Origin of the sequence: Porticoccus hydrocarbonoclasticus MCTG13d (assembly GCF_000744735.1) — a bacterium.
In the GTDB taxonomy this organism is placed as follows: domain Bacteria; phylum Pseudomonadota; class Gammaproteobacteria; order Pseudomonadales; family Porticoccaceae; genus Porticoccus; species Porticoccus hydrocarbonoclasticus.
Genome location: NZ_JQMM01000001.1, coordinates 1838613 through 1859798, shown reverse-complemented (window position 1 = coordinate 1859798; position 21186 = coordinate 1838613). Strand labels below are relative to the sequence as shown.

The 21186-nt window shown below is 51.2% G+C and carries 22 protein-coding genes; 11 read left to right on the top strand and 11 right to left on the bottom strand.

Annotated elements, in window-relative coordinates; all coding sequences use genetic code 11:
- Positions 1-105 precede the first annotated feature (105 nt).
- The 4 genes from U740_RS08845 to rpoE all read right to left on the bottom strand — a co-directional run bounded on the left by U740_RS08845 (position 106) and on the right by rpoE (position 3048).
- A complete protein-coding gene (locus U740_RS08845) occupies positions 106-576 on the bottom strand; it encodes a SoxR reducing system RseC family protein (RefSeq protein ID WP_036860272.1) in 471 nt (156 codons plus the stop codon).
- A gap of 78 nt (positions 577-654) precedes the next feature.
- Positions 655-1599, bottom strand: a complete 945-nt coding sequence (locus tag U740_RS08840) for a MucB/RseB C-terminal domain-containing protein (RefSeq protein ID WP_160172063.1) — start codon at positions 1597-1599, stop codon at positions 655-657.
- A 34-nt stretch (positions 1600-1633) separates the two neighbouring features.
- Positions 1634-2293 carry a sigma-E factor negative regulatory protein gene (locus U740_RS11885; RefSeq protein WP_051921349.1) on the bottom strand — a complete coding sequence of 220 codons (660 nt, stop codon included), beginning with the start codon at positions 2291-2293 and terminating at the stop codon, positions 1634-1636.
- Positions 2294-2463: 170 nt separating this feature from the next.
- On the bottom strand, positions 2464-3048 hold the full coding sequence (gene rpoE, locus U740_RS08830; protein WP_036860269.1) for an RNA polymerase sigma factor RpoE: 585 nt from the start codon (positions 3046-3048) through the stop codon (positions 2464-2466).
- A 161-nt stretch (positions 3049-3209) separates the two neighbouring features.
- Between rpoE and nadB the strand changes: the two genes are divergently transcribed.
- A complete protein-coding gene (gene nadB, locus U740_RS08825; protein ID WP_036860267.1) occupies positions 3210-4832 on the top strand; it encodes an L-aspartate oxidase in 1623 nt (540 codons plus the stop codon).
- A 1-nt stretch (position 4833) separates the two neighbouring features.
- Here nadB and U740_RS12135 read toward each other — a convergent pair whose 3' ends face one another.
- Positions 4834-5061: a hypothetical protein gene (locus tag U740_RS12135; RefSeq protein ID WP_152556817.1), complete on the bottom strand. Its 228-nt coding sequence runs from the start codon at positions 5059-5061 to the stop codon at positions 4834-4836.
- A 151-nt stretch (positions 5062-5212) separates the two neighbouring features.
- Positions 5213-5458 carry an FAD assembly factor SdhE gene (locus U740_RS08820; protein WP_036860265.1) on the bottom strand — a complete coding sequence of 82 codons (246 nt, stop codon included), beginning with the start codon at positions 5456-5458 and terminating at the stop codon, positions 5213-5215.
- Positions 5459-5561: 103 nt separating this feature from the next.
- Between U740_RS08820 and ygfZ the strand changes: the two genes are divergently transcribed.
- Together ygfZ and U740_RS08810 are read left to right on the top strand one after the other, a co-directional pair.
- Entirely contained in the window at positions 5562-6551 is a 990-nt protein-coding gene (gene ygfZ / locus U740_RS08815) for a CAF17-like 4Fe-4S cluster assembly/insertion protein YgfZ (RefSeq protein ID WP_160172062.1), read from the top strand.
- A gap of 57 nt (positions 6552-6608) precedes the next feature.
- Positions 6609-7025, top strand: a complete 417-nt coding sequence (locus U740_RS08810) for a hypothetical protein (protein ID WP_036860262.1) — start codon at positions 6609-6611, stop codon at positions 7023-7025.
- A gap of 8 nt (positions 7026-7033) precedes the next feature.
- On the opposite strand, the gene ung is transcribed toward U740_RS08810, so the two are convergent.
- Positions 7034-7729, bottom strand: coding sequence for a uracil-DNA glycosylase (ung, locus tag U740_RS08805; RefSeq protein WP_036860261.1), 696 nt, complete (start codon positions 7727-7729; stop codon positions 7034-7036).
- Positions 7730-7828: 99 nt separating this feature from the next.
- Here ung and U740_RS08800 point away from each other — a divergent pair, with 99 nt between their 5' ends.
- Positions 7829-8659: a patatin-like phospholipase family protein gene (locus U740_RS08800; RefSeq protein WP_036860260.1), complete on the top strand. Its 831-nt coding sequence runs from the start codon at positions 7829-7831 to the stop codon at positions 8657-8659.
- On the opposite strand, the gene U740_RS08795 is transcribed toward U740_RS08800, so the two are convergent.
- Positions 8643-9425 carry an alpha/beta fold hydrolase gene (locus U740_RS08795; protein WP_036860258.1) on the bottom strand — a complete coding sequence of 261 codons (783 nt, stop codon included), beginning with the start codon at positions 9423-9425 and terminating at the stop codon, positions 8643-8645. The genes U740_RS08800 and U740_RS08795 overlap by 17 nt on opposite strands.
- A 362-nt stretch (positions 9426-9787) precedes the next feature.
- Between U740_RS08795 and U740_RS08790 the strand changes: the two genes are divergently transcribed.
- On the top strand, positions 9788-10747 hold the full coding sequence (locus tag U740_RS08790) for a COX15/CtaA family protein (RefSeq protein ID WP_235189850.1): 960 nt from the start codon (positions 9788-9790) through the stop codon (positions 10745-10747).
- 46 nt (positions 10748-10793) lie between these two features.
- Positions 10794-11099 (top strand): c-type cytochrome, encoded by a 306-nt coding sequence (locus U740_RS08785; protein WP_036860255.1) that lies wholly within the window; start codon positions 10794-10796, stop codon positions 11097-11099.
- A gap of 62 nt (positions 11100-11161) precedes the next feature.
- Here U740_RS08785 and purL read toward each other — a convergent pair whose 3' ends face one another.
- Positions 11162-15028, bottom strand: coding sequence for a phosphoribosylformylglycinamidine synthase (purL, locus tag U740_RS08780; RefSeq protein WP_036860254.1), 3867 nt, complete (start codon positions 15026-15028; stop codon positions 11162-11164).
- 15 nt (positions 15029-15043) lie between these two features.
- On the opposite strand from purL, the gene U740_RS12130 reads away from it, so the two are divergent.
- Entirely contained in the window at positions 15044-15289 is a 246-nt protein-coding gene (locus U740_RS12130; RefSeq protein WP_152556816.1) for a hypothetical protein, read from the top strand.
- Positions 15290-16750 (top strand): membrane-bound lytic murein transglycosylase MltF, encoded by a 1461-nt coding sequence (gene mltF, locus U740_RS08775; RefSeq protein ID WP_051921347.1) that lies wholly within the window; start codon positions 15290-15292, stop codon positions 16748-16750.
- Between the two features lie 14 nt (positions 16751-16764).
- On the opposite strand, the gene tadA is transcribed toward mltF, so the two are convergent.
- Together tadA and U740_RS08765 are read right to left on the bottom strand one after the other, a co-directional pair.
- Positions 16765-17256, bottom strand: a complete 492-nt coding sequence (gene tadA / locus U740_RS08770) for a tRNA adenosine(34) deaminase TadA (protein WP_036860253.1) — start codon at positions 17254-17256, stop codon at positions 16765-16767.
- A 22-nt stretch (positions 17257-17278) separates the two neighbouring features.
- Positions 17279-17473, bottom strand: coding sequence for a hypothetical protein (locus U740_RS08765; RefSeq protein WP_036860251.1), 195 nt, complete (start codon positions 17471-17473; stop codon positions 17279-17281).
- Positions 17474-17511: 38 nt separating this feature from the next.
- Between U740_RS08765 and U740_RS08760 the strand changes: the two genes are divergently transcribed.
- The 3 genes from U740_RS08760 (at position 17512) to U740_RS08750 (ending at position 21167) form a co-directional block, all read left to right on the top strand.
- The gene (locus tag U740_RS08760; RefSeq protein ID WP_200877071.1) at positions 17512-18744 is read left to right on the top strand and encodes an amidoligase family protein; all 1233 of its coding nucleotides are present in this window, start codon (positions 17512-17514) and stop codon (positions 18742-18744) included.
- The gene (locus U740_RS08755) at positions 18729-19439 is read left to right on the top strand and encodes a gamma-glutamyl-gamma-aminobutyrate hydrolase family protein (RefSeq protein ID WP_036860249.1); all 711 of its coding nucleotides are present in this window, start codon (positions 18729-18731) and stop codon (positions 19437-19439) included. Before U740_RS08760 ends, U740_RS08755 begins: the two co-directional genes overlap by 16 nt.
- A gap of 87 nt (positions 19440-19526) precedes the next feature.
- Entirely contained in the window at positions 19527-21167 is a 1641-nt protein-coding gene (locus tag U740_RS08750; RefSeq protein WP_081890895.1) for a BCCT family transporter, read from the top strand.
- The last annotated feature ends 19 nt before the right edge of the window (positions 21168-21186 follow it).

The window sequence follows — 21186 nt, the reverse complement described above, 5'->3', positions numbered from 1 at the left end:
AAGAAAACCACTTAAACATATGTGCATCCTTTTTATAGACGAGTCACCCTTTTATATATTCCATCCTTGCCATATGACCACAGAAGGTAGGTCTGGAGGCAGAGACTACTCAGACAGAACCCGATGCTCACTGGATGGAACCAGCCTCTCCAGCAATACGGGGTGGACTCGATGATTATTTTTATTAAGCCAGGAATGCAGCCTGACAAGAACTCCACCCAGAATGAAGCCGATCAAGGCACTTGTCAGAACGATGGCGTCATTGGAAGAGATCAGGGTGCCAATAGAGATAGCCCCTATCATTGTCAGCAATGGAAAAAGGTAGACCAGAAGTGTACCTTTAACAACAACATCTTCGGGAATCCCGATCACTACCTGATCATGAGCTTTAAGTAATTGCATGTCGCAGTTACCGGGCAATACTCTGATCAGTGCGGTTTTACCGGAAAGCCGATGGAGAAGCTTCTGACCACAACCCTTTTCAGCCACGCATACCTGGCACGCCGAACGTTGAATCGTCTCGACCCAGAAACCGTCTGACTCCACGGTGGTGATCCTGCCCCGCTCTTCAATCACTTCAGTTCAATGCCTGCAATGCCATGAATTTTGCCAAAGAGTGTCTGCGCTATGATGAAACAGATACACCTATCATCGTTATTGGTAGTTATGTTGAACAGGTATTACCGCATGTGCAACGGCTCTGGCGGTTTCGACCGGTATTTCGCCAACCACTGAAATCAGAAAGTCTTGCTGGCTGATTTTGGCCTTGGTGAGGTAGGCCACAGTCGCACCCCGTTGGGCTTGCATTTTAGGTATGTCGACGGTTTCACTGCTATCGATAAACACTGAAAAAATTGCCAACCCATCAGTGTAGATCAGTGTCTCTCGGCCAGAGTCACCAGATTTCAGGTAACCCGCCAAACCGAAACCCGGCGGAAGCCAGGATTGCTGCCAATTTGACTGGGCTGCCGATGACTCCACATTGTTCAGGCAGGTAGAAACTTTCGACGAAACTCGGTGCACTTCCGGCTCAGAGGAATCCAGTGATGCCTCGTCAATTGATTTTCCAATTTCAACATCTGCAAATTGAAATCTTTCCAGGACGCGATTGTTGTCACCAATCAGCATGGACTGGAGTAATAACCCCGTCTCCTGATCAATCCCCAATATGTATCCATAGCGGTAGCTATCTTTTGGGATTACATGAACGATTAGCGTCTCACGACCGGCTATTCTATCTTTGGCCTTGGGCTGTACATGGTAGAGTTTTTCGAGGTGGTCTTTCGGTACAGAGGCGGCGGCTGCAACAGAACTCTTGAGCATAAGATCTCCGAGTCGCTCGCATCGACGTTCGCCACTTTGACGAGTGACTTCCTTTTTCGGTCCACTCAATAAAAATAGGCGCTCAAACTCCTGACCATCCCTCACAGAGTGAAAAACCTTGATCGTCCTGAGTATGCCGCCGTGTTCGTAGGTAAATATCCCACTGTAGTCGAGCGTTCGGTTGGCATCCGCCATTTTGGCAAGAATGGTAGTTGGAGAGAAAGTCTCCGCGATCACCCCATATGGCGCAACAATGAGAAATAGGCATATAGCCACAAAAGATCTGGGAATTGACATAATTCCCAGTGAATTACTGATCATGCGTAGTGGGCATGCGAGCAAATGGCAGCATGCCCTGATTGGTATTCATTGCCGCGTGGCCGGTATGCTCAATCATTAAGCTATTGAGGTAAGCCTGCACCTGCTCGCGAGTGACTTCAGGTTCGGTGGCTTGATCGACCACAATGACCGGCTGCGCCTGACTGGCCCGGTAACTCTCAGCATTGTTGTTGACGCTGACTGTCCGGGCTGTGACAGAAGGTATTCCGAAATCGGCAGAGGTTCTAAGTTGGGCTGGAGAGAACTTGCTGTCAACAGTTTTGGCCGATGCAACAGCAGGTTGATTGGTAGCCGGCATGTTGTACTGTTGAAAACCAATGATGGCAACAGTGGCCACTGAGGCGGCAATTGCAAAACGACCGAGAGGCTTAAGCATGCGGGCAGAAAGTGTGTTTACCTGTAGGGCTTTTTCATTTTCCAGAGCCGCACTTATGCTGGCAGAGTAGTCAACGACCTGCTCCGGAAGATCCCTTCTCATGGCAGCCGCCGCCATCTGATAGCGACGCCAAGTGTCACGAGATTGATCATTATCGGAAATACTTTTCAGAACCCGACGGACCTCAAGCTCGCCTGCCTGACCATCCATTAATGCTGACAGGGACTCTTTCTCGCGATCAGTGCTAGCGGTCATAAGAAACTACCTCGAAACTAACTATTAGTGACCATGCCACGGTATGCCGTGGTCGTAAAACCCGTTTTTAATTCATCATCAATACAGACAATGGTACTCAATGCAGCTATTGATCAAATAATTCCATATACGACAGCTCGTTGGCTGAAAAAGTTCATTGATATGGGACGTCAGCCTTCAAGTAACCGAATTTTTTCATCTATGGCTTCCCTGGCACGAAAAATGCGCGACCTTACAGTCCCTACCGGACACCCCATTATCTCTGCGATCTCCTCATAACTGAGACCCTCAAACTCTCTTAAAGTTACCGCAGTACGCAAATCTTCCGGAAGATTTTTTATGGCCAAATCTACCACGGCCTCCAGCTCATCCCTGTAGAGAAGGTTTTCAGGCGAGTCAATGTCGCGGAGTTTTTCGCTGCCCTCATAAAAAGCGGCCTCCTCAGCATCGACATCACTGGCAGGTGGGCGCCGATTCCGAGCGACGAGATAATTCTTTGCCGTATTGACGGCGATACGATACAGCCAGGTATAAAAAGCACTTTCACCACGAAATTTGGCCAATGCCCGATAAGCCTTGATAAAGGCCTCCTGCACAACATCGTTAACCTCATCAAAATCTTTGACATAGCGACTGACAATCGCATGGACTTTGTACTGGTATTTCATCACCAGCAAGTCAAAAGCGCGTTTATCGCCTTTTTGAACACGAGCGACGAGTAGCTTGTCAGTATCTTTTGCCTGCTCGTTATCCATAGTCGCTCCGATTGTCCCCGAATCGCTTCGTAGTGATTGCGTCTCAGGGCATTCAATTACAACAAACCCGCCGGGTAAAGGGATGATTTCCGGGTCTGTATTTATTTTTGGCCCGCTATACTATCATGCTCCACATTGGTTTCGAGGACTTTAGGCAGTTAATGAAAACCCCCCATTGTCATGATGTGTTGGTGATTGGCAGTGGCGCTGCAGGGATGACTGTGGCGCTTGAACTGGCTGATAAATATCAAATTGCGCTGATCAGCAAAAGTGCCATTCAGTCGGGATCTACCTGGTATGCACAGGGAGGCATCGCCGCTGTTTTTGATACTGAAGACTCTATTGAATCCCACGTTGAAGATACCCTGGAAGCTGGCGCCGGGCTGTGTCATGAAGATGCGGTGAGATTCACCGTTGAGAACGGGCCTGATGCCATCCGCTGGCTAGTCAAGCAAGGCGTTCAGTTCACCCGCAATGAGGACAACGTTGATTATCATCTGACACGGGAAGGTGGCCACAGTCACCGTCGAATTTTGCATACTGCCGATGCCACGGGAAAGGAGGTTTCATCTTCTTTGGCAGACAGAGTGCTTCAGCATCCCAATATTCAGGTTTTTCCCAGCCATGTGGTTGTTGACCTGATCACTCAGGCCGACAGAGGTTCCAGCCGCATGAGATGTACGGGAGCTTATGTGCTGGATAACGAACAGGACTGTGTCCGTGTTTTTCAGGCAAAAGCTGTTGTATTGGCAACCGGTGGTGCCAGTAAGGCTTACCTTTACTCCACCAACCCCGACGGTGCCACCGGCGACGGCATTGCTGTAGCTTGGCGTCGCGGTTGTCGGGTAGCCAACATGGAATTCAACCAGTTTCATCCCACCTGTCTCTATCACCCCAACGCCAAGGCTTTTCTGGTCACTGAAGCCCTGCGTGGTGAAGGCGCTTACCTGACGCTGGCCAATGGTGCGCGGTTTATGGACAAGTTCCATCCGAAGGCGGAATTGGCTCCCAGGGATATTGTTGCCAGAGCCATTGACTTTGAAATGAAGCGGCTGGGCATCGATTGTGTCTATCTGGACATATCACATCGGCCGAAAGAGTTTCTGAAAAACCACTTTCCCACGGTTATGGCTCAGTGCCTGAAGTATGGAATCGACATCACAAAAGAAGCCATTCCCGTGGTTCCCGCCGCTCACTATACCTGTGGTGGTATCGTGGTAAACCAAAAGGGTCAGACCGATCTTTGGAATTTATACGCGATTGGTGAGACAGCTTTTACGGGCTTGCATGGCGCGAACCGCATGGCCAGCAATTCGTTGGTTGAGTGTGTGGTTTATGGGCATTCAGCTGCCAGCGCCATTCGCGAAAGTATTGAGTCGATTCCGGAACCGGATAAGGCGAGACCCTGGGATGAAAGTCGTGTTACCCATTCAGATGAAGATGTTGTTATCGCGCATAACTGGGATGAGTTGCGCCGCTTTATGTGGGATTACGTAGGCATTGTCAGAACCCGGAAACGACTGGCCAGGGCTCATCACAGGGTTAAACTGCTGCAAAAAGAAATTCACGAATATTACAGCAACTATAAAATCAGCCGGGATTTGCTGGAGCTGCGCAATCTGGTGTTAGTGGCAGAGCTTATCATTCGTTCTGCAGAGCAACGCAAAGAGAGTCGCGGCCTGCATTACACACTGGATTACCCGGACCTGTCCACAGTCGCCAAAGACACCATCATGGTGCCAATCAATTTCGCCGGGCAAAACTTCATCGTCAGCAAACGTTGACCTAACCCAACTGTAGCGTTACACGAATCCTGCGCAGGTTCGCTGGCGAGGTGCTGTCAGGCAATACCAGAACAGAATGACGCCTTCTGGAGCCGTGAAACCGAAGTAGTAATAGTCTGCCCAGTATAAAAAAATGCTGCAAGGCAACATCCTCTCGCTGACCGGCATAGATCAATTGCCAATGGCCGCTTGTCCAGCTCAGTCGCTTGACCGGCTGTCTGTACCACATAAGACAAGCGTGTGCGCCACCCACTAATATCGAGATGATCGTTAAAACCTTCAGCCATAGAGGTATTGCCGAGCCAATAAGGAGGCATGCAGCAAGACTGTGAATGGATAGAATCCAGATCAGCAGCAGCAACGAACGATAAAGTTCTATCTCAACCGGGACGGGATCTTGAGTCACGAATGATCTGCACAATTTTTTGCAAGTCAGGGTCTTCCGGGGTTTCCCGGCGGAGGAACCAACCGAACATATCCTGATCTTCGCACTCGAGAAGTTTGTGGTAGCGTTCCTGGTCTGCCGTTTCAAGTGTAGGATAAATGTCGTCCAGAAAAGGCTGCAACACCAAATCCAGTTCCAGCATTCCGCGTCGGCTTGCCCAAAATAGTCGATTTCTTTCCATCGGCGGTCGCCTCTGTCTCAATAAATAGAATGTCAGGCATTATAATGGAACAAGTGAGTTTAAACTCATCAGGATGGTTACATTCACCTCAACCGGGCAAATCATGAACGATTGGCAAAGATACCTATCCACTCAGGGCGCGGTCATCAATGATGACCAAATACATTTCCATGAATCACCAACAGACTTCCAGGCATTGTTGGCAGAGGACGATGGTATCATGAGCCCTCTTCTTCACCAGGGTTTGATATCAGTAAAAGGCCCGGATGCGGCTCGTTTTCTGCAAGGCCAGATAACCAGTGATGTACTTCAGTTGGCAGTCGGTGAATCAACTTCTGGTGCCCGCTGTAATGCCAAAGGTCGGATGCTGGCCAGTTTTGTTCTGTTCCATGCAGAAAATCAGCACTTTTTTCTTCAATTACACCGCAGTCTGATTACCCCACTGATCGACGAGTTGGCCAAATATGCGGTGTTTTTCAAAGTTGAGCTATCTGATATCAGTGATCGCTACTGCTTGTTGGGGAGCGCCGGAAAATCTGATGAAAAAATTAGTCTGACTGATACGGCCTATCAGTATCCGTTGGCCGACGGCAGAAAAATATTTATAGTTTCCGCTGAAAAAGTACCGTCTGTATGGGAGGCACTACGCGATACAGTAAAACCGGTGGGAACCGAGCTCTGGCAACTTATGGATATCCGATCCGGCCTTGGCCATGTAGAAGTGGACACTGTTGATCTGTTTATACCACAAATGCTGAATTTTCAGGCGATCGGTGCAATCAGCTTCAAGAAAGGTTGTTACACAGGGCAGGAAGTGGTCGCACGCATGAAGTATTTGGGAAGGCTGAAGCGCCGCATGTATCGTATCGGAGTACCCGCCCCCAAGGATCGTTTGTTGCCGGGCATGCCCTGTTATCTGCAGGGCCAGAATCAATCTGTCGGACACGTCGTATCTACAGCGCGCTGCGACACTGAACGACTGGAGATGTTGGTAGTGTTGAATGAAGAAGCGGCAGGGAGCGATGGACTTGTGATAGGTATACAGCCGTATTCTGCTATTGAAAAACTGTCTATTCCATACGAAATTAAATAAAATCATTAAGTTGAAATAAAAAGTTAACTCCATTTATCAATATATCAGGGGTAGCCGATGCTGGCTTGGTTATCTGAACATCAGGTGCTGTTGACATGGCTTAGCATTGCATCTTTTGCAACCTTCATTGGGAGCCTGCTCGCTCTGCCATGGATGGTGGCAATGATCCCAGAGAATTATTTTCTTTACAGAAACCGCGAGACAACAACATTGAAACAAAGGCATCCTGTCATCCGGGGTTTATTGCTTGTTGGGAAAAACCTGCTGGGTTTGATCCTGTTGTGTGGTGGTTTTTTGATGCTGTTCATGCCCGGACAAGGCATCCTAACCATGGCGGTAGGCTTATTACTGCTGGACTACCCTGGGAAATACACACTGGAAAAGCGTATTGTCAGTACGCCCTCTGTTTTAAAAGGGTTGAACTGGTTGAGGGCAAAACGGCATTTGCCCGCACTCAAGGTGGATAAACCCTAAACTTTGCCCTAGGCTACCTCATGTACCTGCCAGTCCACTGGCTCCAGGCCCTGTTCCTTGAGGTACTGATTTGCCTTTGAAAAATGCCCGCAACCCAGAAAACCTCGATGGGCCGATAGTGGCGACGGGTGCGGCGCTTTGAGCACCAGATGTTTATCGGTATCGATAATAGCCCCCTTTTTCTGAGCATAACTGCCCCATAACATAAAGACCAACCCGCGACGTTCATCGTTTAACAATTGTATTACCCGGTCGGTAAATTGCTCCCACCCCTGCCCCTGGTGAGATCCGGCAAGGCCCCTTTCAACGGTCAATGTCGCATTGAGTAAAAATACACCTTGGGCAGCCCAGCCCCTCAGACAACCGTGTTGGGGTGGCTGAATCCCGCAATCCTGCTGTAACTCCCGAAAAATATTTCGCAGGGATGGCGGAATATCCACGCCGGGCAGCACCGAGAAACAAAGACCATGTGCCTGATGGTCGCCGTGGTAGGGATCCTGTCCGATAATTACCACCTTGACCTTATCAAAAGGCGTACTATCGAACGCTGCAAACCAGTTTGATCCACTGGGATAGATGGTTTTACCCGCTTTTTTTTGGGCCTGCAGAAACTGTTTTAGCTTGACCATGTAGGGCAACTGAAACTGGTCTTCAAGTTTGACCAGCCAGGAAGGATCGAGCTTGATATGCTGGATTTCTGCCACAGGTTTCTTCCGGTTATGATGGTAAAGCTGTGTAATAAACCGGAATTTCTACTTCAAATCAACCAACGATCATCGTGAAAACCGCCGGGTGTACCTTGTATGACAAAAATTGGACTTGCATTGGGGGGGGGTGGAGCCAAGGGCATCAGCCACTTACTGATTCTGGAGACACTGGAGGAAATGGGGCTTAAACCTTATTTCATCACTGGGACCAGCATCGGTGCATTAATTGGCGCCATGTATTGTGCTGGCATGACAACAGCAGACATCAAGCAGATTTTTCTCCAGTTTAGCCTTCGCGATAATGAATCGCTCAAACATCTTGTCACCAGGAAACACTTGTTCAAATGGCTGGATTTTATTAGCCCGCAATTTCGTGGCCGGGGACTGATTCGGGTTGAGAACCTCCTGAATTATCTCTTTGAATCTGTTCATGCTACCCAGTTCTCTGAACTTGACACCCCTCTAAAGGTTGTGGCATCGGACTTCTGGAGCCGGGAACAGGTTGTTCTTCAACATGGGGCGCTGATACCTGCCATTCGTGCCAGCATGTCTCTCCCCGGACTCTTTCAGCCAGTCACCATAGATGGACAGGTGCTGATAGATGGTGGCGCGGTAAACCCTGTGCCCTTTGACCTGTTGCCCGATGACTGTGACATTACGATTGCTGTTGATGTGATTGGCACGCGGACTGTATCCAATAAACTCCCATCCCTGTCAGAAGCCGTATTCAACACCTACCAGATCATGCAAAAAAGTATCATCAGGGAAAAACTGGCCAAGGAAGCCCCGGATATTTATATTGAGCCAAGTGTGGCGGCCGTGAGGATGCTGGAGTTTTACAAGGCGAATTTGATTCTCAATAATGGCTCAAAAACCAAGAGTGAACTGAAGCGCAAGCTCAATCGCCAGCTCAAACAGCTTCAATGAAGTGTGCTATGGCTTCATTGGTCTCACCGGGCTTCTCAATCGGTGTACCGTGGCCGGTATCGGAAATGACCACCAGTTTGGCATTTTTCATGGCATCGACCACCGCCTGTTTCACCGCTACAGGGGAATAATCCCGGTCGCCCGTTAACATCAGGGTCGGCACCTCAATGTCGGCCAAATGTTCCAGAACTCCCCAGCCAAACAGGGACTTGAGGTTTTTCAGATAAACTTTTTTGGGGTTTGAAGCAATCTGTCGCGTAAAGATATCGATTAATGCCTCTTTCCCCTCCCCCGGAAACATACTCTGGGCTACTTTGTGTGCATAACGGTGCATACCCAGCAAGTGAATTGACAGCACTCGTGTCCAGAGCATTTTTTTTGCGGCGAAGGTATTGTCGGGGAGTGCGGGACCAGAATTGATGATTGTCATGCTTTTTAAGCGTTGTGGCGCCATGGCTGCAATCTGAAAAGCGACCATCCCACCCATGGACAGGCCAACAAGGTGTGCCCGGTCAATATCCAGCTGATCCATCAACCCGAGAACATCATTGGCATGGATCGATATATCGTAATGGCTATCGGGTTTGTCCGACGCACCGTGCCCCCGAAAATCCGGGGCAATTACCCGCCAGTGATCGCGAAAATAATCGATCTGCCCATCCCAGTCCCTGCTACTGACTCCCAGGCCGTGTAAAAAAATAATTACATCACCCTGCCCTTCGTCCAGGTAGGTAATTCTGACGCCATTGACGGTCGTCTGTTGCATCTTTCACTCTCCGAATTTTTTTAAGTTCAATGACTTTGCAGGATTGCCTCTTGTTCAGCAAGGCTAGGCTAGCAAACTGACGGACCGGAATTGTCAAAAATATTCCTGTGAGGGACATTTTTGCCGGAAATACACGGCTGTATTTGGTAATATTGGATCGCTGTAGTTGACGATAGTAAGCCCACGGCTTTTACCGCCTCGAGGTATTTTAAAAACCACTTAATCGGGGTTTTCTCGCAAAGATCCATGTCAATGGTCTTCCCCACTGGACAGGAAGGTATAAATCTCTTATGGATTTGCAGACTCGATATGATAGACAGTTGGCTTCCTGGCTGATTGTATGCGCTGCCGTTATTCTGAGTATGATACTTTTGGGCGGTGTTACCCGGTTGACGGGTTCGGGGCTTTCCATTGTTGAATGGGCGCCCGTTTCCGGCGTTCTGCCGCCATTGAACGAGCAGGAATGGCAGCAGACCTTCGACAAATATAAGCAGTTCCCCGAGTATCAGAAAGTCAACAGCGGCATGAGCCTGCCTGAGTTCAAGCGAATTTTTCTCTACGAATATGCTCACCGTTTACTCGGTAGACTGATTGGCGTCCTATTTTTGGTGCCTTTTCTGTTTTTCTATTTTAGTCACCGAATCAAACCCGGGTTGACGCCAAAACTTATGGTCATGTTTGTTCTGGGAGGCCTGCAGGGTTTACTTGGTTGGTATATGGTCAAAAGTGGCTTGGTAGATAACCCGAGCGTTAGCCAATATCGCCTGACAGCTCACCTTGGTACTGCCGTCATCATCTATGGCTACATTATCTGGGTGGCTTTCAGCTTACTTTATCCACCAGAATCTGATCTGGAGCAGGGCCAGCCGACCTGTTGGCGTTTCGCCGTTGCCCTTTCGGGATTGGTTTTTTTGATGATTCTTTCCGGAGGTTTTGTCGCGGGTACTGATGCGGGATACGCTTACCCCACTTTTCCGTTAATGGGTGACAGTTTTATCCCCCCTGGTATTTATGACACAGAGCCTTTCTGGCTGGCGGCTTTTGAAGATATCACGACAATTCAGTTCAACCACCGGATATTTGCCTACCTATTGATAGTCGTGATTCTCAGTTTTTCGATCAGCACACTGAAACATGGCAATATTCGTTCGGAAGCCCGGGTAGGTGTCAAACTGGTACTTATAATGCTGGCGTTACAGGTTACGCTGGGTATTTCAACCCTGTTATTACATATGCCGGTTCCCCTGGCGGCGGCTCATCAGGGGGGTGCTATTCTGCTCTTCACCAGTGTGTTGTTTGTGTGTCACCGTTTAGGGAACTAATGGCCTTTTTTGTTATCTTTTTATATCTCAAGTCTGGAGTGATCAAATGAAAAAACTGACTGGAACTATCCTAGCATTGGTGCTGACAACTGCTACGGGCCATGCATTGGCTGCCGGTGACATAGAGGCTGGCAAAAACAAGGCTATGGCCTGCGCCGGTTGTCACGGTGCCAATGGCATCAGCAACAACGACATGTGGCCCAACCTGGCGGGCCAGAAAGCTGGCTACACCGCTAAACAACTAAGAGATTTCCGTGAAGGAAATCGTACTGACCCGGTAATGTCCGGTATGGCAAAACCCCTGTCGGATCAGGATATTCTGGATTTGGCTGCCTATTTTGCCAGCCTGTAGGAATACGCCGAATAACCCATAAAAAACCCGGCAACAAGCCGGGTTTTTTATGGTCAGAAGCCTCAATCCACAAATCGACGGGCATTGCGGAACAACCGCAACCAGGCACCATCTTCCTTCCAGTCATCCGGGTGCCAGGAATTGTTCACTGTCCGAAATACTCTCTCTGGATGTGGCATCATGATCGTTGCGCGACCATCCTCGCTGGTCACACCCGTGATGCCCAGAGGTGATCCATTGGGGTTGGCCGGATAGGTCTCTGCAATTTCCAGGAAATTATCGAGGAAACGCAGTGCTACCGCACCGGAGCCATCAAATATTTCCGGATCCACCGATGATGCGAACTCCACTCTCCCCTCACCGTGAGCAATCGCGATCGGCATATGGGAGCCCGCCATATCTGCAAGCAGAACCGAGGGTGATTTCTCTACCCTTACCAGGGAAAACCGTGCTTCAAACTGTTCTGAGAGATTCCTGACAAAGCGAGGCCAATGATTGGCCCCCGGAATGAGGGATTTTAGATTGGATAACATCTGACAGCCATTACAAACACCGAAAGTAAACGTATCAGGCCGATGAAAAAACTGCTCAAACTGTGCACGGGCTAAAGGGTTGAACAGTACGGTTTTCGCCCACCCCTCCCCTGCACCGAGTACATCGCCATAAGAAAAACCACCACAGGCAGCCAACCCCTTAAAACTATCAAGAACGACACGGCCAGCGAGGATATCACTCATGTGGACATCGACAGTTTCGAAACCGGCCCGATCAAATGCAGCGGCCATTTCCATCTGTCCGTTGACTCCCTGCTCCCTGAGTATAGCTGCGCGAGGTCGGGCCCCACAGTTGACATAGGGGGCGGTAATATCTTCATTGATGTCATAGCTGAGGGCTGTGCTCAATCCGGGATTATCAAAAAACAGCCCGTCAAATTCCTGCCTGGCACAATCTTCATTGTCTCGAAGCGCTTGAATCTCGTAGCTGGTTTCACTCCAGCGGCGCAATAATTCGGTGCGGCCGGAACTGAACAGACAATCGCCATCCTCATAAATCTCAATACTGTCAGTGTCATCAAGCGTTGCTATGACACTGACAGGGATGGCGATATCGGCGAAGCGCTGCTTAAAGGAAGCGGCCCGGTCTCCAAGTACTTGAACAACGGCCCCGAGTTCTTCGTTAAATAGAACCGATAGTGCATCGCCTGGCAGCTCATCGAGGCAAATTCTGATACCTGTATTACCGGCAAAAGCCATCTCTGCCAATGTGGTCATCAAACCACCATCAGACCGATCGTGATAGGCGATCATTTCTCCGCTTTGATTGGCGGCCTGGATAGCGTTGAAAAAAGCTTTGAGTTTCTCTGGGCTCAGCAAATCGGCCGGTTTATCGCCCAGCTGGCTGTAGGTCTGAGCCAGGATTGAGCCCCCCAGGTGATTGCGATTTTCGCCGAGATCGATGTACAACAGTACTGTATCGCGAAGGTCGGAGCGCAACTCCGGCGTTAGTGTTTTACGAACATCAGAAACAGGGGCAAAAGCAGAAATAACCAGTGACAATGGTGATGTCACCGACTTCTCCTGTCCCTGTTCCTCCCAGGTAGTGCGCATGGACATGGAGTCCTTGCCGACCGGAATCGAAATGCCCAATTTTGGACAGAGCTCTTCACCGATTGCTTGTACCGTGCGGAACAGTTTCTCATCCTCGCCAGGATGGCCTGCGGCACACATCCAGTTAGCGGATAATCTGACGTCCGCAAGCCGGTCAATGGCCGCTGCCGCAATATTGGTAATCGCCTCCCCAACCGCCATGCGGCCCGATGCCGGGGCATCCAGCAACGCAACGGGTGATCGTTCGCCTATCGCCATTGCCTCACCACAGTAGCTGTCATAACTGACCGTGGTCACGGCACAATCGGCGACAGGAACCTGGCAAGGCCCCACCATCTGATCCCTGACAACCATGCCGGTAACACTGCGATCGCCGATAGTGATAAGAAAGCTTTTACTGGCCACGGCCGGATGGGTAAGCACGCGATCGATGGCATCATCCAGCACAATGTCCGTGCGCTCAAAAGGCGCCGTTGTGACCGTCAGTTTTTCTGCTGTGCGGTGCATTTTCGGCGGTTTACCGAACAACACTGACATGGGGAGATCCACCGGCCTGGCGGAAAAATGCCTATCGTTCAGCAGCAAATGCCTTTCGGAAGTGGCTTCGCCAACAACCGCGTAGGGGCAGCGTTCACGCTGGCAAATTTCTTCAAAATCGGCCAGTTGCTCAGGTCTCACGGCGAGCACATAACGTTCCTGAGCTTCGTTGCACCAGATTGCCAACGGTGACATGCCGGGTTCATCATTGGGCACATCGCGCAGTTCAAACCTGCCGCCGCAACCACCATCTTTTACCAACTCGGGGAAGGCGTTGGACAGTCCGCCTGCACCCACATCGTGGATAAAGGCGATGGGATTACCATTACCCCGCTGCCAGCACTGGTCGATCACCTCCTGACAGCGGCGTTCAATTTCGGGGTTTTGCCGCTGTACCGAGGCAAAATCAAGATCCTCGGCACTGCTACCGGAGCTCATTGATGACGCGGCGCCGCCACCGAGACCGATCAACATTGCCGGTCCACCCAGCACAATCAGTTTACAGCTACTATCAAAGGGCTTCTTTTCAATGTGTTCTTCACGAATGTTGCCGTAACCGCCAGCGATCATAATGGGTTTGTGATAGCCGCGGCGTTCGCCATTAAAGTCCTGCTCGAATGTGCGGAAATAGCCACAGAGATTGGGTCGACCGTACTCATTATTGAATGCTGCACCACCGATAGGCCCTTCAAGCATGATGTCCAGGGCACTGCTGATCCTGTCGGGCTTGCCGTAATCCGTTTCCCATGGGCATTCAAAACCGGGAATATTGAGATTGGAAACTGAAAAGCCGGTAAGACCCACTTTTGGTTTAGACCCTCTACCTACTGCCCCTTCATCGCGTATCTCACCGCCGGCACCTGTACCGGCGCCGGCAAAGGGGGCAATTGCCGTCGGGTGGTTATGGGTTTCAACCTTCATCAGGAGATGAACAGGTTCTTGCGTGAATTGATAGATTTTGCTGTCCGGGTTCGGGAAAAATCGGCCAGCATGGCTGCCGACGATCACAGACGCATTATCTGAATAAGCGGACAAGACACCTTCACCACTTTTTTCAAACGTATTTTTGACCATGGCAAACAGGGATTTTTCCTGCTTCTGACCGTCAATTGTCCAGGAGGCATTGAATATTTTATGGCGACAATGCTCTGAATTAGCCTGGGCAAACATCATTAATTCCACATCGGTGGGGTCCCTCTGCAGGTCATTGAAACAGTTCACCAGATAGTCGATTTCATCATCCGCAAGGGCCAGCCCCAATGAAATATTAGCGCGGGATAGCGCCTGCCGTCCCTCTGCGAGCAGCGGGACACTGATCATGGGTGCCGGTTGCTGGTGGTGAAACAGGCTCTCTGCCTCTTGCAGGTCGAAATAGACCATTTCCACCATCCGATCATGAAGGGTATTGGCCAGCACTACTCTGGCATCTGGATCAATATCACCCTTCAAATAGTAGGCAATACCGCGCTCTATCCGTTCGATCGATTTCACTCCAGCATTGTGAAGGATATCTGTGGCCTTGCTCGACCAGGGAGAGATGGTTCCGGCACGGGGCGTCGCCAGTATCAGCATGCCATCGTTATTCTCAGGGGGGATTTTCGGGCCGTATTCCAGTAATGACGTCAGTGTCAGATGCTCGGTTTCGCTCAGGGGCGAGACCAGATCCACAAAATGTCTGTATTCAGCGTAAACGGATTCCACAGCGGGATCGACTGACTGAAGAGACGCCAGTAACTGTCGCTGCCTGAAACTCGAAAGTACGGGGTTTCCGGGAAAAATCTGCATCTTAAGGTAACTCGTATGGGGCCATTCCGAAGGGGCGACATTGTACTGGAATTGCCCTCTGAGCGTCATCGGGAGATTCCGACCCGGCATGTGCACAGAAAACGGTTGAACCCTGAGACCTCTCTCACTAACCTAGGCCCCGCATTAAGCTATTATCACAAACGTATGGACGTGTTATCCGCAGGGTTGTTCTTTATCTATAGCAACAATATTCACCGGGCCAGGGGCTTTCCGAGAATGCGTGACACATTGGGTGTATAGGTGCTGGGTTTCTACTTCCATCTGAAAAAAGCCACAAAACGCATCCTGTATGGCCTACTGCTCTTTTTGTTTGCCCTGACACTTTCTACCAGCCGCGCACCCACTCAACTTGAAGAGGTGATTAATCGGGGAGAATTGCGTGTTATCACCCTGATGGGCTCGACCACCTATTTTCAAAATGCCAAGGGCGAGGGCGGCTTTGAGTACTGGCTTGCCAGTGCTTTTGCCGCGTCTCTCGGTGTTGAGCTCAAGATAACTCCCAGGGAATCTGTCAGTGGCGCGATCGTTGCTGTCGGCGGCCCATTGGGCGATATGGCCGCAGCGGGATTAACGGTGACACCCCAGCGTCAGAAAGTGCTTCGTTTCAGCGAGCCCTACTATGAAGTTACCCAAAAGCTGATCTATCGAAATGGATCAAGGCGACCCCGCGATATAGAGGATCTGGCCGGTGGCCAACTGCTGGTCATTCCCCAGAGCTCTCACAGCGAACGACTGGAAGAACTGAAAAATGAGTATCCATCACTTGAATGGCGGGAGGCGTCTGGCCTCGAAATGCTGGATTTAATGGCAATGGTAGATTCCGGCGAAGTGGAGTACGCCATTGTGGACTCAATCTCCTTCCAGGTGGATCGGGGCATTTATCCCCGAGCTCGAGGCGCTTTTGATATCTCCGATCCACAGCCAATCGCCTGGGCTTTTCCCCGTCACGGCGACGATAGCCTGGTGGAAGCAGCAAATCGTTTTCTGGAGGAATATGCAGCATCGGGAGAGCTGGATCGATTAAAAAAACGCTCGCTGATTCAGACCAACGAATTTAATTTTGCTGGATCCCAGCTCTTCATGAAACGCGTCAGTAGTCGACTGCCCGATTATCAGGAAATGTTTCAGGAGGTAGCACAGAAATACGGCCTTGAGTGGCAACTCCTGGCAGCCATCGCCTATCAGGAGTCGCATTGGGATCACAAGGCAACATCTCCGACCGGGGTTCGTGGGTTGATGATGCTCACCCTGCCCACGGCTAAAGAAATGGGAGTAAAAAATCGCCTTGACCCCAGACAGAGCCTTGATGGCGGCACCCGATATTTCCTCCAGACCAAATCACGTATTCCCGACGATATCAGTGAGCCAGACCGCACCTGGTTTGCCATGGCAGGTTACAACATCGGTCTCGGTCATCTTGAAGATGCAAGGGTGCTAACCGAGCGGGCGGGCAGAAACCCCCACCTGTGGAACGATGTCAAAGAGTTCCTGCCACTGTTACAACAGAAAAAATATTACAGCACAGTTAAGTACGGCTATGCACGGGGCTACGAGCCCGTAAGCTATGTCAGAAACGTGCGTCATTTCCGGACCATACTCAACTGGCACACACTGGATGAGAAACGTCGCCTGGAACGGGAAAATCGCCTTGAGCTACCAAACTCCAGTGACTGGAATACCGGCTCCATGTTGTCGCTGTAACGGTCAAGAAGGCGCTACAACCCGGACTGGCCCGACTGTTTGCGACGCTGACGAAAGAACTGGCTGACCAGCTCTCCGCATTGCTCGGCCAACAGGCCGCCGACGACATCAATATGATGATTGAAATGCGCCTGTTCGGTTAATTGCAACTGACTGACCACTGCACCGGCACGTGGTTCTGAAGCACCGTAGACCAGGCGACCAATTCTGGCGTGAATCATTGCACCAACGCACATGGTACATGGCTCAATGGTGACATAGAGCGTCGTATCGGGAAGGCGATAGTTGCTGACAGATCTTGCAGCATCGCGGAGGGCGACAATTTCAGCGTGGGCAGTGGGGTCACAATCGCCTATCGAGCAATTCCAGCCACGGCCGATCACCGAACCGTTGCGTACCACCAGAGCACCTACCGGCACCTCACCGGCAGCCCCAGCCTGTTCTGCCAGCGACATAGCTTCCAGCATCCACTCCCTGTCCTGTGGTTTGTAGCCTTTGCTGATCATTACAGGTCCTCGCTGACATCAATCATTTCACCACATCCATTTCACTGCCCTGCCGGTCCACCGTATCCTGTAAAAAGTCGTCGAGCTTTTCGACGCGTTCAACTTCCCGCTGATAAATGGCTGCCGGTTGCTCAGCGGAGACAGACGTTTTTTTGCCGCCGATCATCACCACATAAAGTACGCCAAGTACAACTAGAGCCAATAACAGGAATTTCATCCACTGATCCCCTACTCTGTTTTGCGTTTCCGAGCCAATTGGCTGCCGTCATAATACAGCAGACAGACAAACCGCAATTCTTTATCTCTCTGGATGCGCCTTTAAGCAGAACGAACGCACCCCTCAACGGATTTGCCTATGATACGCTGGCAGCTGGCCCTCTCGACAGACAGCCACCAACTGTTTGTGAAGATACCGAAAGTGGCCGGTTGGCAGATGGTGAAGCCAGAACATTGTATTACCGGGAACCGGTTATAGCTGAGAAAACGAAAATGCAAGACAAATACCAGAAACTGAAACAGCCACCTTGGTTAAAAAACAGCCATGGAGAGAGTCGTCGTGTCGGTGTCGAGCTCGAGATCAACGGGCTTGATCTCGATGTGCTGGCTGGTAGTGTGGCGCAAATTCTTGGACTTGATATAGAAACCAAAGGGCGTTACGAGCGTCTCCTCAAGGGCGACTCCGATGGTGACTGGCTGGTGGAACTTGATTTCGATCTGCTCAAACGGCTCGGGCGGGAGCCACGTTCCAGCGATTCCTTTGGCGGACAACTGGAAGAGACATCCGAGGACATATTAGCCTGGGCTGCCGAATCACTGGTGCCACATGAGGTCGTGAGTCCACCGTTGCCGCTGGCCAGGCTTGGCGAAGTCGAGGAGCTCATCACTCAGTTGCGCGAAAGGGGTGCTAAGGGTACATCGGATCGCGCCACCAATGCCTTTGGTATGCAGTTTAATCCAGAACTTCCGAGTCTCGAACCGAGGCTTATTACCGCTTGTCTGAAAGCTTTTCTCTGCCTTTACGACTGGTTATACGTTCGCGCCGACATCAATTTCACCCGCCGTGTCACCAGTTACGTCGACCCTTTCCCTACCAACTACGTGAAAAAGGTCATTGCAGCGGATTACTGGCCCGATCTTTCAACTCTGATTGACGACTACCTCGCCGATAATCCAACGCGCAATCGTGCCCTCGATATGCTACCGCTATTCATGTTTCTCGACGAAGATCGCGTCCGTTCAGGGGCCGATGACACCCTGATCAAGGCACGCCCCACCTTTCATTACCGCCTGCCGGATTGCGAAATTGACAAGCCCGAATGGGGGCTTTATGTGTCGTGGAATGACTGGGTAGAGGTGGAGCGTCTCGCGGCGGATGAAGCCCGCCTGCAACGTTGCTGTGCGTCGTATCTGCAATATCTCAACAGCCCCCTCAAGCGTATCTTCAGCAACTGGGCAACCACGGTGGAGAACAGGTGGCTCGACCAGTAATTGCCATTACGGGGCCCCAGCATGGGGCGATTGGTCCACGGTTGCTGGTGGCAATGGCGATCCGCCTTTACGGCGGGAATCCGCTACAACTCCGTCCGGGTGATGAGCAGCGGGACCTTGAATATCACGGTGTCGTTGTGACCGGCGGCCACGATGTCGAACCGGTACTTTACGCAGCGGAACCTGAGATTGAACCCAACTACGATACAGCTCGCGATGCGCTGGAAATCGCAGTGATCAACGATGCGCTCGAACGAAAGCTACCCTTGCTGGGTATTTGTCGGGGCAACCAATTACTCAATATTTGCCGGGGCGGATCGCTGCACCAGGAATTGCGCTCCCGGCGTAGGCAAACTTCCAACCGGTGGACCATCCTGCCGATCAAGACACTGTGTATTACCGCTGGACTGGAAACAGGGAACAGTGTGCTGGCCGCACTTTTTGGACATGGTCGTTCACGGATCAACAGCCTGCACAATCAGGGTATCGACCGCGTTGGTGATGGTCTTGTGGTCACCGGTCACGACCTTGATGGCATCGTACAGGCCATTGAAGACCCTTCCCGAGATTTTTTGCTGGGTGTGCAATGGCACCCTGAATTCTTGTTATATATGCGTCGTCAGCGCGCCCTGTTCAAGGAAGTTGTCAGGCATGCAAAAACACGTAAAGAACACATAGACGGACTGAAGTATTGAAAAAGCCATACATCTATAGGACTGAACAACTATGTTAAGTTCGTCATCACGCTGTTTTTTCAATGCACACTGTTTGGATTATTCGTCATGAACAACCGTCCCGGCTGGGTCTTTTACACGTCGCTGATTCTGTTGGCGGCTTTTGTCGGACTGGGGGCCACCAATCCCGAACGGCTGTCGGAATGGGCCGGGGTTGGTCTGCAGTTTACGACCGAGCATTTTGGTTGGCTGTACCTGTTTGCCACCAGTGGCTTTCTGCTGTTCTGCATCGGCATTGCCACGAGCGATTACGGCCACATCCGTCTTGGTACGGAGGGAGAGGCAGCGGAATTTCCCTATCTCACCTGGCTGGGGATGATTTTTTCGGCTGGCATGGGTGTGGGGCTGGTCTTCTGGGCAGTAGCCGAACCCATGAGTCACTTTGTCAGCCCGCCTTTCGGCGAGGCCGAGCCCCGCAGTCCCCAGGCGGCGGGAGCGGCCATGCGCTACGCGCTGTTTCACTGGGGGTTTCACCAGTGGGCCAATTTCGCATTGGTCGGGTTATCCATTGCCTATGTGCGCTTCCGGATGCAGCGCCCAGGGCTGATCAGCGAGACTTTCCGGCCGCTGCTGGGTGACAGGGTGGACGGTGCTCGCGGCCATCTGATCAATATTCTGGCGGTGGTCTCGACGGTATTTGGTGTGGCTACCACGCTGGGGCTGGGTGTCATCCAGATTAACAGCGGACTGGTGTCAGTGGGTGATGTACCCTTTGGTACTACCCAGCAACTGATGATTCTGGCCGGCATCTCGATGATTTTTCTGGTATGTGCGCTGGCACCATTGGAGAGCGGCGTGCGTTACATTAGTGATTTGAACATGTTGCTGGCGGGTGCGCTGCTGGTATTTGTGTTTTTTGCCGGTCCCACCGATTTCATTACCGCCGCCATGACCAACGCCATCGGAGATTATTTTGGCAATATCATGGGCATGAGCCTGGTGATGACCCCCTACACCGGCGATGACTGGGTCGAGCGCTGGACGATTTTTTACTGGGCTTGGGGGCTCTCCTGGGCCCCATTTGTGGGCAGTTTTATTGCCCGTATCTCCCGCGGTCGCACCATCCGGGAATTTGTCGTGGGTGTGATCGGCATGCCGGTGCTGCTGAGTGTGTTGTGGTTTTCAACTTTTGGCGGCTCGGCACTGTATTTTGAACTGTTTGAAGGTGCGGCCCTGGGCGATGCGGTGGTGCAGGAGATGAGCTCTGCCCTGTTCGCCACCCTGGCACTTCTACCGGGAGCGGAGATTGTCAGTATTCTGATGCTGGTGCTGATCATTCTGTTTGTGATTACCTCGGCCAACTCCGCTACGTTTGTATTGGGCATGTTCACCAGCAAGGGTTTACTCACGCCCAGCCGCTGGTCGCGGGTGACCTGGGGCGTGATTCAGGTGCTGGTGGCCGGCGTATTGCTACTCAGTGGCGGACTGGCGGCACTACAGACCATCTCCATTGTGGCTGCCTTTCCGTTTATGATTCTGATGATTTTTATGGCCGCCTCTTTGCTCCGTTCCCTGCGCACCGAGCGTCGCCAGCAGGAGTTGCACGAAGCCATGACTCGCGAGCGGTTGCTGCGGCTACTGGACCGCAGCGATCACCTTGGGGAGTCGGAGCGACCAACAGAATTTGATGAACTGCGAGATGAACTGATAGAACAGGTCAGTCAAGGGGAACCCTCTCGATCGGAGTAAACACTGCCTAGCAGCAGTG